A 15,782-nucleotide genomic window follows, 5' to 3' on the forward strand; every position below is an offset into this window, starting at 1 on the left:
GCGAGAGATCCTGTCTGGGCTGGGCTGTGTCTTGTTTCGCTTTGTCCGTCGCCGCTCAGACGTTGCTGGGTACGGCGAGCGCCGCGACCAGCTCGGTCAGCATGTCGGGGTCGAGCGGCTTTTCGATCCAGCCGGTCGCGCCTGCGTCGCGCGCCGCCGCCTTGAATGCATCGCCCGATTCGGTCGTCAGCACAAGGATCGGCGTTGTCTGATACGCCGGGTTGCCGCGCAGCGCTGCAATCAGATCGAGGCCGCTACGGCCCGGCATATGCTGGTCCGTCAGCACGAGGTCGAACGGCATGGCCAGCGCGTTCTCGAACCCCGCTTCGCCGTCGGCCGCGAGCGTCACCTGATAGCCGGCCGCCGTCAGCGTTGCGGAGAGAATCTCCCGCATCGCTGCCGAATCGTCGATTGCCAGAATGTGCCTGATCATGAAAACCTCGTTGCGCTTCTTGTGGGCTGTCCGGCCTGCCGCGCCGCCCCGGCGCGAAAGCGGGCCAGACAACCGCCTTTACTTCGTTACTGCGTCGCCGCTGCCGGCGCCGTCCTGGGTGCAACCGTCACCGGCTGCGCAATCTTCTGCAAGAGCGGCTGCTTCGAGGAGCCCGCCGCATCCGACGAAAGCGTCGTGGTGGTCGTGTCGTCGCGCATCAACGCTTCTTCTGACTTCTTGTTCAGCACGATGATGCTGATCCGGCGGTTTTCCGGGTCGAGCGGATCGGCCTTGTTCAGGTTCTGCGTCGACGCGAGACCGAGCACGCGCAGCACCTTTGCTTCATCCATGCCGCCTGAGATCAGTTCGCGACGCGACGCATTCGCGCGGTCCGCCGACAGCTCCCAGTTGCTGTAGCCCTTCTCGCCGCCGGCGTACTGCACGGCGTCGGTGTGACCCTGCACGACGATGCGGTTCGGCACGTCGTTCAGCGTCTTGCCGATTTCGCGCAGGATGTCGCGCATGTAGGGCTCGACAATGTCCCGGGCGGTGGCGAACATCGGCCGCTTCTGCGAATCGACGATCTCGATGCGCAGGCCCGTCAGCGTCGAATCGATGCGGATCTGCTGCTTGAACTGGCGCAGCACCGGATTGGCTTCAATCGCGGCCATCAGTTTCACCTGCAGGTCGTGCAGACGAACCTGCTCGCGACGTTCCAGCGAACCCTGCATCTCCTTGACCGACTCTTCGTCGTTATGCGCGGCCGTTTTCTCGGCGCGCGCCGTTGAACCGTCGCTCTGGCGCGTGATGCCCTGCTGGTCGGTGGAGATGTCGCGGCCGCCGCCTTTCAGGATGCTCGAGTCTTCTGCGCTGCGATCGCCGCCCAGCAGCGACACCCTGAGCGGCTGGTTGAAGTACTCGGCGATCCCGCGCAGCTGCACCGTCGATGCGGAGCTCAAGAGCCACATCAACAGGAAGAACGCCATCATCGCGGTCATGAAGTCGGCGTACGCGAGCTTCCAGGCGCCGCCGTGATGGCCGGTCTTCCTGGGCGCCGCGCGCTTGACGACGATAGCGCGGTCCTTGTCCTTGTTGGCCATGTCCGGGTCGCCTTACTTCGCCTTCACGCGACGCACGTGTTCTTCCAGTTCGACGAACGACGGGCGTTCGGTCGAGAAGAGCACCTTGCGGCCAAACTCGACGGCGATTGCCGGCGCATATCCATTCAGGCTGGCGAGAATCGTCACCTTGATGCACTGGAACATCTTGGTCGACTCGGTCACGCGCTGTTCAGCGAGACTCGCGAGCGGCCCGATGAGCCCGTACGAAAGCAGAATGCCGAGGAAGGTGCCGACCAGCGCCTGGGCGATCATCTCGCCGAGAATCGCTGGCGGCTTGTCCGCGGACGCCATCGTGTGCACCACGCCCATCACCGCCGCGACAATCCCGAACGCCGGCATCGCATCGCCGACCTTCATCAGCGCGTGGGCCGGAGCCTCGCCTTCGTGATGGTGCGTTTCGATTTCCTCGTCCATGAGGCTTTCGATTTCGAAGGCGTTCATGTTGCCGCCCACCATCAGACGCAGGTAGTCGGTGAGGAATTCGACGATATGGGGATCCGCCAGGATCTTGGGGTACTGTGTGAAGATCGGGCTTTTCTGCGGATCGTCGATATCGGCTTCGAGCGTCAGCGTGCCTTCCTTGCGCGCTTTCGCGAGCAGCACGTACAGGAGCGCCATCAGCTCCATGTAGACGTCCTTGTTGTATTTGGCGCCTTTGAAGAGCGTCGGTATCACGCGAATCGTGGCCTTGATCGTCTTCACCCCGTTGCCGAGAATGAACGCACCAAGCCCCGCTCCCGCGATCATCAGCACTTCGACGGGCTGCAACAGCGCGCCAAGATGGCCACCTTCCAGCGCATAGCCGCCGAAGACGGACAACAGCGTTACGAGTGTTCCCACGAAAATCAACACTGCCGAGCCCTCACAAAGAAGCGACGGAGACCGTCGTTAAACTGGTTTACGGCACGCAGACAGAAAACTTTGGGGGAAAAGGGTCCCGCGCGCCCGGTGTAAACCAGATGGGCTCGGGGATGTGCGCCGGTGACGCGCCGGCGACACGTCAACGACGCTTCAGGCGGCGAGAATCGAAGGGTCGGCCGGACGGGCTTTCGCCTCCGCGGCCTTTCTGGTCTTGCCCGCCCGCGACGGCGGCTGGCACAGCCCGCAGACGAACCCGTGCTGCGGATCGTGCGCGTGTGCGACAAAATGCCCGCGGCAGCGCGAACACGGCGTCATCTGCAGCATGCCGGAGTCGAAGAAACGCACCAGCGTCCACGCGCGCGTGAGGCTCAGCACGGCCTCCTCCTGCTGCAACTGGACGTGCTCCATGTAGAGCCGGTAGCTTTTCACGATCGACTGGATCGTGTCGCAACCGCCCTGCAGATTGATGAACCGGTAGATATTGAAGAACAGCGATGAGTGGATATTGGGCTGCCAGGTCATGAACCAGTCGGTCGAGAAAGGCAGCATGCCCTTGGGCGGCGACGCGCCCTTGAGCTCCTTGTAGAGCCTGATGAGCCGGTCGCGCGAGAGGCTGGTTTCCGCCTCGAGGAGCTGCAGCCGCGCACCGAGTTCGATCAGTTCGATCGCCAGGGTGATCTCCCTGACTTCGGTCATCACGCTTTTAGTTGCCATCCGCCCTCGTTCTGTCGTCCTTGCCGGCCCGGGACGGCCGGATCCCCGGGAAGGCCGGCGCCTTGAAGGCCGGCCTCTGATAACAGCGACGCACGCGTCAACCGATCTGCTCGGTCGGCTGGCTCGCCATCAGGATGGCAGAATGGGCCTGGGCGACAACGCCCTGTTTGCCCTTTTCGGCGAGGGACGAAAGAATTGCGTGGTCGTCGAACCGGAAGCGGCAAAGCACCTGGTTCGAAGCGGCCAGCTTGACGGTCTGTGCAAGCGACAGGTTGGCGAGGACGTCGGCGAGCTGGTCCGAGATGCCCATGCGGAACATGCCCATGGGTTTGTCCTCGCGGAGAAGACGTTGGGCCAGCAGCAGGTAGGACAGGTTTACTTCTCTGATCTCACTGAGCATTTCGCTAGTGGCGCTCATGATTCCCCCGGTTCGATCTGGCTGGTCAGGCCGTTGCGGAAACGTTTGCTCGATCGCGCGCGCCTACAACGCACGACCGGCCCGTTTATGGTCATTGACATCATTGTGGCGAAAGCACAAGCGTTCTGAAATCGGACAGACCGCCCGTTGTTGTGACAGAAACGTCCATTATTTCTGTAGGAATTTTTCCTACACGCTCTGTATCAATCAGGGTTCTGGCGGGCGCGGCGGGAATTTTCTGGCGCAACGAATGGCGCGCGGGAAGGACTGGGCGCGATGACAGGCTGATTTACCGCGCGTTATGCAGTGCGTCATGCATCGTATGCGGCCTGTTCTGCTGCCCTGCGACATGACTTTCCATCTTGCCGAAGTCATTGTCGGCATTGGGTTTCCCGCACCCCAGGGGAAACCGTAACAGCGCTTGTATCGCGCTGTAACAACATTAAGCGTTTGAAAAATAGCTCGAATTGCTGTGGCCGATCCCGATAATGGCCCTTAGGGATAACCCGATCGGCTCGGGCAGCCCTCGCGCGGCGGCCACAAAGACGCCACGCAGTCCGTCCGACCCGGCATTCGCCCCGCTCACCCGAGCGCTGTTGTGCGAAGCCGTCTGAACAAGGAGAACCGCATGCGAATCGCACAAATCGCTCCGCTTTACGAAGCTGTCCCGCCGAAATTCTACGGTGGCACCGAGCGTGTTGTCTCTTACCTCACCGAGGCGCTGGTGGACCTTGGCCACGACGTCACGTTGTTCGCGAGCGGCGATTCGGTCACCTCGGCAAATCTCGAAGCATGCTGGCCGCGCGCGCTGCGCCTCGATCCGACCGTGCGCGACGCGATGGCGCCGCACATGCTCATGATGGAACAGGTAAGCCGCGTCGCTGACGAGTTCGACGTGCTGCACTTCCACCTGGACTACCTGCCGTTCCCGCTATTCTCGACGATGGATACACCGTTCGTCACGACGCTGCACGGCCGCCTCGATCTGCCGGAGCTTCAGCCGGTGTTCGACGCCTTTTCGGACGCGCCGGTCGTTTCGATCTCGGATTCGCAGCGTCAGCCGTTGCCGCAGGCGAACTGGCTCAACACCATCTATCACGGCCTGCCGGCGCAGCTGCTGACACCGCAGGCGCACAAGAAGCCTGAATATCTGGCGTTCCTCGGCCGTATCTGCCCGGAGAAGCGCGTCGATACAGCCATCAGGATCGCTGCCCAAAGCGGTCTGCCGCTGAAGATCGCCGCCAAGGTGGACAAGGCCGACGAGGAATACTTCAAGACGGAGATCGAGCCGCTGCTGTCGCAGGCGCACGTCGAATTCGTCGGTGAGATCAACGAGGCGCAGAAGCCCGAGTTCCTCTCGGGTGCGAAGGCGCTGCTGTTCCCGATCGACTGGTCGGAGCCGTTTGGTCTCGTGATGATCGAGGCGATGGCGTGTGGCACGCCGGTGATCGCGTTCAACCGCGGCTCGGTGCCCGAGGTGATCGACCACGGCGTGACCGGCTACGTCTGCGAGGACGTGCAGGGTGCAGTCGCCGCGCTTCAACGCATCGATGAGTTGTCGCGCAGCGAAATCCGCGCGCAGTTCGAACGCCGCTTCAGCGCTGAGACGATGGCGCAGAATTATGTCGACGGATATACGACGCTTCTGGAAGCGACGCGCCGGCCGATGCTGCGCAGGGTGGCGGCTGGCTGACCGGCATCAGCGGTCGATACGCTAATGTGGGATGAATCGTCTATGTGAATCGTTTGCGAAGAGCGCGAATCAGGCGGTTCATTTCCGCATCGACAAAAAGCCGCCTTTCAAGGCGGCTTTTTTATTGGCGTGAACAGACGTATCAACCAATGGTTTAGTGAGCGCGATTTCCTTCAAAAAGCTTTCGATGTGATGCGGCGATTACTACCCGATCAGAAAGCGCTCACGGTTCTTTCCCGCGATCCATTTTGGCGGCTTGCCGCGCCCACTCCAGGTACTGCCTGTTTTTGGATCCTGATAGCGCGGCGGCAGCGGCGCCTTTTTGGGCGGCCGGCCGCGCCGGGCGGCGGCGGCGAATCCCAGATCCTGTGCGGTAAGCCCATATTCGACGATCTTGTGACGGATCTCGGCGATCACGTTGACGAGTTCCGTGCGGCGCGCCTCTTCGGCCTGCGCCTGAAGCCGCGCTATCTGAACCTTGAGGTCTGCGTATTGTGATGACATTCTGGTCTCTCCCTTATCGCGGCAATCATTTGGTCGGAGATTAGCTGTAAATAACGAAATTCGCAATGCGCAATAGACCTGCTTATCGAGAAATCATCTGATAATTATTAAGTCTCAAGCGAAGTTAAATTGCGTGGATCTTTATCGCGAAATAATCGCGGGCATTTCGTCGGAATTGACAATTCTTGACAACGGCGTCTGGTGCGTTTGCCTAAAATCCGCCACTTGAGCGCGCATTGCGTATTTCGCGATGCCGCAATGGCTGTCGAACTTTAAAGGAATACGCATATGCATTTGTCGCGACGCATCGCTGCCGAGACCTTCGGCACGTTCTGGCTCGTGCTCGGAGGGTGCGGCAGTGCCGTCCTGGCCGCGAGTCTCGCAGGTCCCGAGCAGGGTCTCGGTATTGGCTACGTGGGCGTTTCGCTCGCCTTCGGGCTCACGGTTCTGACGATGGCCTATGCGATTGGCCATATTTCCGGATGCCATCTGAACCCGGCCGTGAGCATCGGCCTCACGGTCGCCGGCCGTTTCCCGGCCCGCGATCTCGTGCCGTATATCGTGGCGCAGGTGATCGGGGCGGTGCTCGGCGCGTTCGTGCTGTCGCTGATTGCGTCAGGCAAACCGGGCTTCGATCTTGTCGCGGGAGGCTTCGCCAGCAACGGATACGACGCGCGTTCGCCGGGCCACTATTCGATGCTCGCGGCGTTTATCTGCGAAGTGGTGATGACCGACTTCTTCCTGTTTGTGATTCTCGGCGCGACCGACAGGCGTGCACCGGCGGGTTTCGCACCGATCGCCATTGGCCTGTGCCTGACGCTTATCCATCTGATCTCGATTCCGGTCACGAACACGTCAGTCAATCCGGCACGATCGACGGGCCCGGCGCTGTTCGTGGGCGGCGGCGCGGTCGACCAGTTGTGGCTCTTCTGGATCGCACCGGTTCTGGGTGCCGTGATTGCCGGTCTGGTTTATCCGGTCATCGCGCGTGAGCGTGAGGCGGCGCGGAATGTGGAAGCGTTGAGCTAGACGAGAGACTGGCCGGTGGGCGATGGCGGTCGGGGATGGTGGGGCGTGGCTGGTGGCGCGAAATATTAACGAATGCCACAAGTGTAAGAACGGCTTACTGCCACTCGCGACGCTTCCGCATTTTTCGATCAGCCCAGCCGACGCGACCGCTGCATGGCCGCATCGCACACCGGTTGTGGCGTTGCGGCCGGGTTTCACAGGGCGATTTTCATGCGGCGAACCGGCGCTGAAGCCCCGCGCGCGCAGCTGAATCGATGCTTTCACTCGGTAACATCTGGTCGCAGCACGATCGTCCTGCGATGCGTAGATTGAACCCGTGCGACAAACATGTCGCGAGACAGGAGAACAACATGAAGCGCATCGTTACTCATCTGCTTGTTGCTGCGGGCCTTGCGGCCGGGACCTGCGGCGTCGCCCAGGCGCACACGGATCTGAGCATCGGACTTTCGCTCGGCGTCCCGGCTCCAGTGTATGTGCGCCCGGCACCGGTCTACGCCGCGCCTCAACCAGTGTATGACAGTCCGGGGTATGACCGTCCGGGGTATGACCGTCCGGGCTGGGATCGCGGCGGCTGGCACGAACGTGACCGCGATCGCGGGCCGCAGCGCTGGGACCACGACGACCATGGCCACGGCGATCGTGGCGGCTGGGACGCCCGTGGTGACCGCGGCTACGGCTGGCATGGTTGATGGATCGCAGCAAGCCCGTGACCGAAGTGCGTGAAGTTCGTGCGGACCGCGGACTTCGGTCGTTGGTCATCGGGCAGGTGAACGTGACGCGTTGTTATTTCGCGCGTCACCTCTTCAGCTGATATTCCGTGTTCGGTGCCGCGAGGCAGGTGGCGTGCGGCACGTTGATCGCCAGTCCATCGCCTTCATGCGGCTAACGAAGCCGGCCACTCGCGAGGTGGGTTGATCTTCGCAACGCCGCATCGTCTTTTATGACGTCAGTTCATCGTCGATCGCAAAAAGTTTGCGCAGATGATGCGCGACACCCGCCTCGAAGTTATTCCCGATGCGTGGCACATTCGGCAGGCGCGTGATGAGGTCCGGATTGGCGTTGTTCATCATGAACGGATAGCCGGCTGTTTCCAGCAGGTCGATGTCGTTCATGTTGTCGCCGAACGCGACACAGCGCGCCGGGTCGACTCCAAGGCACTCCAGCACCACACGCAGCGCCGTGCCTTTCGATACGTTCGAAGCCATCACCTCGAGACAGTCAGGCAGAGAGTAGGTGAAATACAGCGCCTCGCCGAATTCGCGTTCGAGATTCGCCGAGACCTGCGCGAGATCGGCCGGATCGCCGATATAGAGCACCTTCGCAATGTCGTTGCCGTCGTGCTCTCGCAGATCCATCACCTCGTACGAAAACCCTGAATCCTGATGAAAGCGCAGCAGATGAGGCGCATCGCGGTCGATCAGCCATTCCTGATCGGCAAACAGATTGACGATCACCCGCCCATGCTCGCCGACAATCTGCGGCTCGATGAGGCGCCGGACAATATCGGGCGAAAGATCGCGCGCGTACATCAGTGTGTTGTCCGGAGCATGCACCCGCGCGCCGTTCGATGTCACCAGATAGGGCTTGATGCCGAGCACATCGCGAATACCGGCCACGTCGGAATAATGACGGCCCGTCGCGATGACGAAGTGAAGCCCCTGCGCTTCGAGCGCGCGCACCGTGGAAACAGTGAACGGGTCAACCTGGTGATCGCTGTTGAGCAGGGTTCCGTCGAGATCGGTGGCAATGACTTTGTACATGTCGTGGGCAGGGCCGCAGCTTCAAAGCTCGTATTTTAGCGCCCTGAAGGCCCGCGACTCGACTCGTCACCCGTTTCGGCGGTAATCCGCCGAGCTTCGATCTGGGCGAGCTGCAATGCGCCGTGCGCCGAATCGGCAAGGGGAGTGCGAAGGCGCTCGCGATGCGAGGCAGGCACGTACGGCTGCAACGGCTCGCCCAACCCGCCGCACAGCGCAACGGGCAATGCACTGCTGGGATCGAGCGCGTCGATCATCTTCGCGATCTCCGTGCCGGCCTCGGCAAGCAGGCGCGCGGCAAACGGATGCTCGCGATGCTGGAGCACCACTGGGGCAAGACTCGCGTAGGCAGTCTGATTGGCCGCGCAAAGCCAGACGATCAGACTGTCGCGCTCCTGCGCATCAACCCGGGCGAGCAGCGCCTGCGCGAATCCATCATGTGGCACCCGCCCATCGAGCGCCTGCTGGGCGTAGACGATCGCATGCAAGCCAAGCCAGGCGCCGCTCGCCTCGTCGCCGGATGGAAAGCCGTAGCCGCTCGCAATGCGCCACGGTCCGTCGCCGTCGGCCGCAGCAGCCACGCTGCCTGTTCCGAGCGCGACAACGACACCATGCGCGCCACCGTGCGCGCCGAGGAGCGTCGTGTAGGCATCGCTTTCAACAGAAAGTCCCGCCAGTTGTGGCGCGTGCTCGTGAAACGCCGCGAGCCAGTCGCGATTATTCACGCCGGCCAGACCGCATCCCAGAACGCACCGTGACCAGTCAAGTTCGAGGCCGGCCTTGGCGAATGCGTCGCGACAACCCGCCTCGATAGCCTGCCAGGCGCGCGCGACGCCAAGGCCAAGGCCAGAAGGGCCCGCTGCAGCCTGCGCGAGTTCTACACCATGAAAATCGCCGAGTACAAGACGGGTGCCGGAACCGCCGCCGTCGATACCGATCAGGAAAAGGGCTGGAGTCATCGAATACAGTCGAATGAGAAGGATGGTGCAGAGCCTATCGGGTTCAATCCGATCCGGCAATCTGCCGTTCGGCCAGGTGGCGGCGCGCGCCCGTTCAGCTATTCTTGCCGGGCGGCATAAGGGCAAGACAGGCAACTCAAACAGGCGGGAGTGAGAAAGTGACACAACGATGCAACTGGGCAGCGACGGAAGCACTAGCGCAATATCACGACGCGGAATGGGGCGTGCCGTCGCGTGACGACCGGCATCTGTTCGAGCTGCTCGTCCTGGAAGGCGCACAGGCCGGCCTTTCCTGGTCGACAATCCTCAACAAGCGGGCGGGATATCGTCGCGCGTTCGCGGATTTCGACGTCGACGCGGTGGCTCGCTTCACGCCGAAACACATTGAGGCGTTGCTGCTCGACGCCAGCATCGTCCGCCATCGGGGCAAGCTCGAGTCCGTGGTCACCAATGCGCGTGCCGTCCAGCAGATCCAGGCGGAGCATGGCTCGCTGGCAAACTTCGTGTGGTCATTCGTCGACCAGACACCGATCCAGAACAACTGGGCGACGTATAAGGAAGCACCGGCTTCGACGGATATTTCCGACGCCCTCAGCAAGGGGCTCAAGGCGTATGGCTGCAAGTTCGTCGGCACGACGATCTGCTATGCGTTCATGCAGGCGGTCGGCATGGTGAACGACCACGAGCGAACATGCGAATGCCGGGCGACCTGCGCCGCGCTTGGCAAAAAGGGGCGCAACCGGAAGGCGGGATAGAAGGCGGGCTTCCCGCCCGGGAAGCGCTATCAGCGTTCCCACAACGCTCTCTGCGACTGGGGCACGAGCACTCCGCGCGCCCGCCACCGCCCGCGACGGAGGCCGACTCACCATGTTCCGCGAAGCATGGGCAGCGCCCGGCTTCACTGCGCGCAGCGAAGCGATATGTCAAAATTGCGCGCTACCGCACCAATCCGCTACATTTTTACCGATTTCAGTCGTTATATTTAAGTGCAGGACCAGTAACACCTTCAAATAACAAACGACCGCTGTGCGCTGCACAGAGGAGATTCACATGAAAAGCCTGAACTTCCTGACACATCAGGAGATATTCGACCAGGCCGTCGGCCATCTGTTCGGCCAGGGGCGTGCGGCGCTACTGCCACACGGCGGCGGCGCGTATCGGGGTAACTGCGGCGGATGTCCCGTCGGCAACTTCATCAAGCCGCGCGACTATATGACGGCGATGGAAGGTGTTCCTGTCCGCTACATCGGCAAGAACCCACGCGACGTGCCAGCCTACATGGACGTAGGCGTCTCCGCGCTCAAGAAGGCATTGCTGCGCGCGCGCCTCAACATCTATGACGCGACCACGGTCGAATTGCTCAGCTGCCTGCAAAACGTGCATGACGTATTTGGCACGTGGGAATGGCAGGAGCGTCTGGTCTCGATTGCGAGGCAGTTCGGGCTGTCCGCCGAACGCGTCAAAACCGCGGCATAAGGTCAGGCCGCCGCGGATCAGACCGGACCGGAACAGGGTTTATCGCGCGCGCTGCGCACATCCGCGCGCTGCGGTCATCCGATTGCTGCTTCACCTGTCCAGCCCACACCGCCCAAATGAAAACGGCGGCGTCGCTTCTTTCGAAGCTACGCCGCCGTCTGGCCGTGCGCAAAAGCGTGCTTAGTGCAGCTTTTTCGGCAGTTGCTGGCTACGCAGGCGCTTGTGCAGGCGCTTCACAGCAGCGGCCTTCTTGCGCTTACGTGCCGTCGTCGGCTTTTCGTACGATTGGCGTTCACGCAGCTCGGCGATCAGGCCATTCTTTTCGATTGCGCGACGAAAGCGGCGGATCGCCACTTCGAACGGCTCGTTTTCTTTCAGAAGAATCGTCGTCATGTAATTCCTAACTAAATCGCTTGATACGGTTAATTGCGTAGCGGCAACCCGCTCACGCGCCGGCACTCCGGTCGTTTCGATTCATGGCCAATAACAGGCAAACGAAACCATGGACGAAAACGAGAGGCAAAGCGGCCACGGAGGCCGGAAAAGAGAGGTGGGGAGTTCACCGCGAGAACGCGGGCAGACGGACCATGCAGCGCCGCGCCTGATGCCCGGTTCACCGCCGACGTTCAACCACAAATCGACCACGAAACAGGCAAAGATCTCAATTCACTCCCGATGATATCAGGAAAAACTCGTGCCCACCACCACTTTAGCGAGTCGGCTCAGGCACTTGCGTCGTTCAGCCGACGAATATCGGCGTCGCTGAGCGTCAAACGGACTGCCGCAACAAGGCTTTTCAGCTGTTCGACCGATGTTGCGCTCGCGATCGGCGCCGTCACGCCCGGACGCGCAATCAGCCACGCCAGCGCTACCGTAGCCGGCGTGCTGTCGTGCCGGCCAGCGACTTCGTCGAGCGCCTTCAGTATCCCCAGGCCGCGTTCGTCCAGGTATTTTTCGACCCGGCTGCCGCGGGCGCTGCTTTTCCCGAGATCCGCCTTCGAACGGTATTTGCCCGACAGAAAGCCACTCGCGAGGCTGTAATACGTCACGACGCCCAGCCGGTGCGCCAGCGCAACCGGCTCGATTTCGCTTTCGTACGGTGCGCGATCATACAGGTTGTACTCGGGCTGGAGCAGCTGATACTTCGGCAAACCGTTCTGCTGCGCGATGGTCAGCGCTTCCTCGACGCGTGCGCCACTGTAGTTTGACGCGCCGATCACCCTCACCTTGCCCGCCTCGATCAGCCGTTGATAGGCGCCGAGCGTCTCGGCGAGCGGCGTCTCCGCGTCGTCAAGATGCGAAAAATAAACGTCGATGTAATCAGTTTGAAGGCGGCGCAGCGAATCTTCGACTGCCGCCTGGATGTTGCCGCCTGACAGGCCTTTTCGCGTGCCCAGCATGCCCACCTTGGTCGCGAGCACGACCTTGTCGCGCCGTCCGCCCTGTTTCAGCCACTTGCCAATGATGGTCTCAGACTCACCGCCGCGGTGCCCAGGGACCCAGGCCGAGTAGACGTCGGCGGTATCGATGAAGTCGAGCCCGGCGTCGACGAAAGCATCGAGAATCGAGAACGAAGTGGCCTCATCGGCGGACCAGCCGAACACGTTTCCGCCGAAAACGAGCGGCACCACCTGTAGCTGCGACGTCCCAATATGGCGTTTTTGCATGACTTCTCCGTAGGCAAGTGCATCTGGATCAACAAGCATACGCCGCCTCGCGGATCCGCACAGGGAGCCACTCTCCGAGTTTTCGGGCGGCCGTAAACCGCTCCGTTCCCTCCCTCTTTTCTCTCCAGCCCCCTAAAGTTTTGTTCCCGGGCCGCCGACAACCAGGAAAGGCGGGCAGCGCCACTCGTCAAACGCGCTACGCCGAACCCGAACCAGCCTAATAACACATGGCGTTTTCCAAACGAGGAAGCAAATGCTGAATATCAACACCAACATTTTTTCGCTGACGGCACAGAACAATCTGACGGGCTCGCAAAGCGCTCTGTCGCAAGCCATCAATCGTCTGTCGTCGGGCAAGCGCATCAACACGGCTGCTGACGATGCAGCGGGCAACGCGATTGCAACGTCGCAAACGGCGTCGATCAACGCGCTGACCCAGGGTGCAGCAAACGCGAACAACGCGGTGTCGATGGTGCAAACCACCAACGGCGCGCTGCAATCGACAGTCAACAACCTGCAACGTATCCGCCAGCTGGCAGTGGAAGCAGGCGACGGCTCGCTGGACTCGAAGGCACTGAGCAACCTGGACTCGGAAGTGCAGGCACGTCTCGCTGAAATCACGCGCGTCGCAACCCAGACGACGTTCAACGGCACGGCAGTTCTCTCGAACGCAGGCAATGTGACGTTCCAGATCGGCGCTTTCGCTGGTCAGCAGATCACCGCGTCGTTCGGCGCCACGGTGTGGAACGCAACGGGTCTCGGCGTGAGCGCCCTGAGCGTTTCGACGGCAGCGCTGGCACAGACGGCAATGGGCCTGATCGACACGGCACTGGCAAGCGTGAATACCTTCCAGGCAACGCTCGGTGCAACGCAAAACACGATGACGGCCGCCATCACGACGACGGACACGCAAGCGACGAACATGACCGCTGCACGTTCGCAGATCACCGACGCGAACTTCGCTGAGGAAACGGCGAACCTGTCGAAGGCTCAAGTGCTGCAACAAGCAGGCATCTCGGTGCTGGCTCAAGCGAACTCGATGCCGCAGCAAGTTCTCAAGCTTCTCCAGTAAGACTGATTGAAGCGCGGCGTGCCACACGGCGCCGCATTGCGGGAGTTGCAGCCGTACGTGACTCCCGCAAGGAATACTGGCAGGACCGGTGGGAGGCATGCCTCCCACAACGCATTTCTACATAGCAGCATTTTTGACCTGACTTTCTTCGTATCGACGAACGGAGCATCCGCATGACCACGACGGCGTCCTCATCTTCAACCGACGTAAGCAGTCTGCTTGCTTCGGCGGCACAGTCCATCATCAGCGGCTCGACCAAATCGACACTCGATGTCAGCACGCTTGTCTCGGCTCTCGTGACCGCGAAAACGGCAGGTCAAAATGTAACGATCACGAACAAAAAGGCGACCGACAATCTCGAACTGTCCGCGGTCGGCGCGATCAAATCCGCACTTGCGTCACTGCAAACCGCGCTGAGCGGTCTTTCAGACGGCACCGCATTGTCAAAGCTCACCGCGACCGTCAGCAGCAGCGCGATCACCGCGACCACGACAACCGGCGCAGCCGCGGGCAACTACACGGTCAACGTGACGAAAATCGCGACGGCCAACAAGATTTCGTCACAGGCCTTCACGAGCAGCGACACCATTGGCGCTGGCACCCTGACCATCGGACTCGGCAGCACCGGCACGATGTCGGTGAACGTGACGTCGGGCCAGTCGCTCTCAGACATCGCTTCGTCGATCAACACGTCGGCCACCAATCCGGGCGTGACCGCATCGGTCATCACGGCGGCGGACGGCCAGCATCTGGTCGTGTCGTCGACACAAACGGGCGCGGCCAACACCGTCTCGGTGACCGCCGGCGGCAGCCTCAATTCAAAGCTGAATTCGACGGGCTACACGCAGGTGACGGCTGGACAGGACGCACAGTTCAGCATCGACGGAAACAACATTACCAGCGCAAGCAACACCGTCACGGGCGCGCTGACTGGCGTCACGCTGAACCTGACCGCCGCGGCCATCGGCACGCCGCAAACGGTGACGATCGCGGCCGATACGGCATCGACCACGACGGCGATCACCAATTTCGTTAGCGCCTACAACAACTACATCGCGACGGCCAAGAGCTATTCGTCATACGATTCCACCGCCGCTTCGGGGTCCCAGGCTGGCCCGCTGCTCGGCGATGCAATGCTCAACCAGATCAACAACGGTCTGGGTACCCTGATCAGCAGTGGCGTGACAACGGGTGGCAGCACGTACAGCCTGTCGGCGATCGGTATTGATCTGCAGCCGGACGGCACGCTGGTAGCCGACTCGACAAAGCTTCAGACCGCGCTGACAAGCAACAGCAGCACCGTGGCAGCATTGTTCAACACCACGAACGGCATCGGCCAGACGCTGAATACCTTCGTCAACACGTATGTCCAGTCGAGCGGCACGCTCGATCAGCGCACGGCAAGCCTGAACTCCGACCTGAAGAATCTGGCGGACCAGGCGACGGCGCTGACGGATTATCAGAACACACTGACGAGCCAGTACAACGCACAGTTCACGGCGCTCAACACGCTGATGACGCAAATGCAGAGCAACACGCAGTACCTCACGCAGCTCTTCGGCGGTTCGAGCAGCGCAGGTACGCTCGCGAGCAACAAGTAAGGCGGCGCAACTGCGCTGACATCAGGAATGGACCGTATGACAGACGACTCGCTGGACCGCGCACTGGGCCTGAGCCAGGCAATCGAAGCCGCTGCCGCCGAGGGTGACTGGTTGCGGGCGGCGGCGCTCGCTGAAGAACGCTCTCCGCTCCTGATGTCGTTGAGCCCGACGCAGACGCCGCAGGCGCTGGAAACGATCCGTACGATCCAGCGCATCGACGTCGCGGTCACCGAGCAGGCGAAAGCAGGACGGGACCGGCTCGCAACGCAACACAGCGAGGCAATCCAGCGCATTGAATCGGTCAGCCTGTATCACGCGACCGGCATGCTTTAAAGCAGGAACCGCCGTGACCGGACGGCGCGAAGAATAAAAACGGGGGGAATACAACCAACATCACATGACAAATGTGGGATCTTTGAGTTGTTTCAAAAAGCCGCAGCGATGCGGCTTTTTTTTCGTCGTGACTGTGCCGGTTTC

The 15,782-nt window shown here is 61.4% G+C and carries 18 protein-coding genes; 8 read left to right on the forward strand and 10 right to left on the reverse strand.

The window, feature by feature from the left end:
* Positions 1-55 precede the first annotated feature (55 nt).
* From P3T21_RS23415 to flhD, 5 genes are all read right to left on the reverse strand, one after another.
* Entirely contained in the window at positions 56-433 is a 378-nt protein-coding gene (locus P3T21_RS23415; RefSeq protein ID WP_429258328.1) for a response regulator, read from the reverse strand.
* Between the two features lie 86 nt (positions 434-519).
* Positions 520-1,533 carry a flagellar motor protein MotB gene (gene motB, locus P3T21_RS23420; protein ID WP_429258329.1) on the reverse strand — a complete coding sequence of 338 codons (1,014 nt, stop codon included), beginning with the start codon at positions 1,531-1,533 and terminating at the stop codon, positions 520-522.
* 12 nt (positions 1,534-1,545) lie between these two features.
* Entirely contained in the window at positions 1,546-2,406 is an 861-nt protein-coding gene (gene motA / locus P3T21_RS23425; RefSeq protein ID WP_429258330.1) for a flagellar motor stator protein MotA, read from the reverse strand.
* A gap of 159 nt (positions 2,407-2,565) precedes the next feature.
* Positions 2,566-3,129 carry a flagellar transcriptional regulator FlhC gene (flhC, locus tag P3T21_RS23430; protein ID WP_429258331.1) on the reverse strand — a complete coding sequence of 188 codons (564 nt, stop codon included), beginning with the start codon at positions 3,127-3,129 and terminating at the stop codon, positions 2,566-2,568.
* A gap of 97 nt (positions 3,130-3,226) precedes the next feature.
* On the reverse strand, positions 3,227-3,547 hold the full coding sequence (gene flhD / locus P3T21_RS23435; protein ID WP_429258332.1) for a flagellar transcriptional regulator FlhD: 321 nt from the start codon (positions 3,545-3,547) through the stop codon (positions 3,227-3,229).
* Positions 3,548-4,175: 628 nt separating this feature from the next.
* Here flhD and P3T21_RS23440 point away from each other — a divergent pair.
* Positions 4,176-5,240, forward strand: coding sequence for a glycosyltransferase family 4 protein (locus P3T21_RS23440; protein WP_429258333.1), 1,065 nt, complete (start codon positions 4,176-4,178; stop codon positions 5,238-5,240).
* A gap of 204 nt (positions 5,241-5,444) precedes the next feature.
* On the opposite strand, the gene P3T21_RS23445 is transcribed toward P3T21_RS23440, so the two are convergent.
* The gene (locus tag P3T21_RS23445) at positions 5,445-5,744 is read right to left on the reverse strand and encodes an H-NS histone family protein (protein WP_429258334.1); all 300 of its coding nucleotides are present in this window, start codon (positions 5,742-5,744) and stop codon (positions 5,445-5,447) included.
* Positions 5,745-6,032: 288 nt separating this feature from the next.
* On the opposite strand from P3T21_RS23445, the gene aqpZ reads away from it, so the two are divergent.
* Positions 6,033-6,773, forward strand: a complete 741-nt coding sequence (gene aqpZ, locus P3T21_RS23450) for an aquaporin Z (protein WP_429258335.1) — start codon at positions 6,033-6,035, stop codon at positions 6,771-6,773.
* Positions 6,774-7,123: 350 nt separating this feature from the next.
* Positions 7,124-7,462, forward strand: coding sequence for a PXPV repeat protein (locus tag P3T21_RS23455; RefSeq protein WP_429258336.1), 339 nt, complete (start codon positions 7,124-7,126; stop codon positions 7,460-7,462).
* 249 nt (positions 7,463-7,711) lie between these two features.
* On the opposite strand, the gene P3T21_RS23460 is transcribed toward P3T21_RS23455, so the two are convergent.
* Together P3T21_RS23460 and P3T21_RS23465 are read right to left on the reverse strand one after the other, a co-directional pair.
* Entirely contained in the window at positions 7,712-8,533 is an 822-nt protein-coding gene (locus P3T21_RS23460; RefSeq protein WP_429258337.1) for a Cof-type HAD-IIB family hydrolase, read from the reverse strand.
* 35 nt (positions 8,534-8,568) lie between these two features.
* Complete coding sequence (locus tag P3T21_RS23465; protein ID WP_429258338.1) at positions 8,569-9,489, reverse strand: BadF/BadG/BcrA/BcrD ATPase family protein; 921 nt, start codon at positions 9,487-9,489, stop codon at positions 8,569-8,571.
* Positions 9,490-9,647: 158 nt separating this feature from the next.
* Between P3T21_RS23465 and P3T21_RS23470 the strand changes: the two genes are divergently transcribed.
* Together P3T21_RS23470 and P3T21_RS23475 are read left to right on the forward strand one after the other, a co-directional pair.
* Positions 9,648-10,244: a DNA-3-methyladenine glycosylase I gene (locus tag P3T21_RS23470; protein ID WP_429258339.1), complete on the forward strand. Its 597-nt coding sequence runs from the start codon at positions 9,648-9,650 to the stop codon at positions 10,242-10,244.
* 295 nt (positions 10,245-10,539) lie between these two features.
* Positions 10,540-10,965 (forward strand): hypothetical protein, encoded by a 426-nt coding sequence (locus tag P3T21_RS23475; RefSeq protein WP_429258340.1) that lies wholly within the window; start codon positions 10,540-10,542, stop codon positions 10,963-10,965.
* Between the two features lie 180 nt (positions 10,966-11,145).
* Here the strand turns inward: P3T21_RS23475 and rpsU are convergent, their stop codons facing one another.
* Positions 11,146-11,358: a 30S ribosomal protein S21 gene (rpsU, locus tag P3T21_RS23480; protein WP_074262890.1), complete on the reverse strand. Its 213-nt coding sequence runs from the start codon at positions 11,356-11,358 to the stop codon at positions 11,146-11,148.
* A 329-nt stretch (positions 11,359-11,687) separates the two neighbouring features.
* A complete protein-coding gene (locus tag P3T21_RS23485; RefSeq protein ID WP_429258341.1) occupies positions 11,688-12,632 on the reverse strand; it encodes an aldo/keto reductase in 945 nt (314 codons plus the stop codon).
* 253 nt (positions 12,633-12,885) lie between these two features.
* Here P3T21_RS23485 and P3T21_RS23490 point away from each other — a divergent pair, with 253 nt between their 5' ends.
* The 3 genes from P3T21_RS23490 (at position 12,886) to fliT (ending at position 15,638) form a co-directional block, all read left to right on the forward strand.
* The gene (locus tag P3T21_RS23490; RefSeq protein ID WP_429258342.1) at positions 12,886-13,704 is read left to right on the forward strand and encodes a flagellin domain-containing protein; all 819 of its coding nucleotides are present in this window, start codon (positions 12,886-12,888) and stop codon (positions 13,702-13,704) included.
* Positions 13,705-13,877: 173 nt separating this feature from the next.
* On the forward strand, positions 13,878-15,305 hold the full coding sequence (gene fliD, locus P3T21_RS23495; protein WP_429258343.1) for a flagellar filament capping protein FliD: 1,428 nt from the start codon (positions 13,878-13,880) through the stop codon (positions 15,303-15,305).
* A 36-nt stretch (positions 15,306-15,341) separates the two neighbouring features.
* A complete protein-coding gene (gene fliT, locus P3T21_RS23500) occupies positions 15,342-15,638 on the forward strand; it encodes a flagellar protein FliT (protein WP_429258344.1) in 297 nt (98 codons plus the stop codon).
* Positions 15,639-15,782 lie beyond the last annotated feature (144 nt).

The organism is Paraburkholderia sp. GAS334, from assembly GCF_050436625.1.
In the GTDB taxonomy this organism is placed as follows: Bacteria; Pseudomonadota; Gammaproteobacteria; order Burkholderiales; family Burkholderiaceae; genus Paraburkholderia.

Coding starts and splice junctions, on each gene's coding strand:
- P3T21_RS23415 (WP_429258328.1), bottom strand. CDS start 433: ATGATCAGGCACATTCTGGCAATCGACGATTCGGCAGCGATGCGGGAG.
- motB (WP_429258329.1), bottom strand. CDS start 1,533: ATGGCCAACAAGGACAAGGACCGCGCTATCGTCGTCAAGCGCGCGGCG.
- flhC (WP_429258331.1), bottom strand. CDS start 3,129: ATGGCAACTAAAAGCGTGATGACCGAAGTCAGGGAGATCACCCTGGCG.
- flhD (WP_429258332.1), bottom strand. CDS start 3,547: ATGAGCGCCACTAGCGAAATGCTCAGTGAGATCAGAGAAGTAAACCTG.
- P3T21_RS23440 (WP_429258333.1), top strand. CDS start 4,176: ATGCGAATCGCACAAATCGCTCCGCTTTACGAAGCTGTCCCGCCGAAA.
- P3T21_RS23445 (WP_429258334.1), bottom strand. CDS start 5,744: ATGTCATCACAATACGCAGACCTCAAGGTTCAGATAGCGCGGCTTCAG.
- aqpZ (WP_429258335.1), top strand. CDS start 6,033: ATGCATTTGTCGCGACGCATCGCTGCCGAGACCTTCGGCACGTTCTGG.
- P3T21_RS23455 (WP_429258336.1), top strand. CDS start 7,124: ATGAAGCGCATCGTTACTCATCTGCTTGTTGCTGCGGGCCTTGCGGCC.
- P3T21_RS23460 (WP_429258337.1), bottom strand. CDS start 8,533: ATGTACAAAGTCATTGCCACCGATCTCGACGGAACCCTGCTCAACAGC.
- P3T21_RS23465 (WP_429258338.1), bottom strand. CDS start 9,489: ATGACTCCAGCCCTTTTCCTGATCGGTATCGACGGCGGCGGTTCCGGC.
- P3T21_RS23475 (WP_429258340.1), top strand. CDS start 10,540: ATGAAAAGCCTGAACTTCCTGACACATCAGGAGATATTCGACCAGGCC.
- rpsU (WP_074262890.1), bottom strand. CDS start 11,358: ATGACGACGATTCTTCTGAAAGAAAACGAGCCGTTCGAAGTGGCGATC.
- P3T21_RS23485 (WP_429258341.1), bottom strand. CDS start 12,632: ATGCAAAAACGCCATATTGGGACGTCGCAGCTACAGGTGGTGCCGCTC.
- P3T21_RS23490 (WP_429258342.1), top strand. CDS start 12,886: ATGCTGAATATCAACACCAACATTTTTTCGCTGACGGCACAGAACAAT.
- fliD (WP_429258343.1), top strand. CDS start 13,878: ATGACCACGACGGCGTCCTCATCTTCAACCGACGTAAGCAGTCTGCTT.
- fliT (WP_429258344.1), top strand. CDS start 15,342: ATGACAGACGACTCGCTGGACCGCGCACTGGGCCTGAGCCAGGCAATC.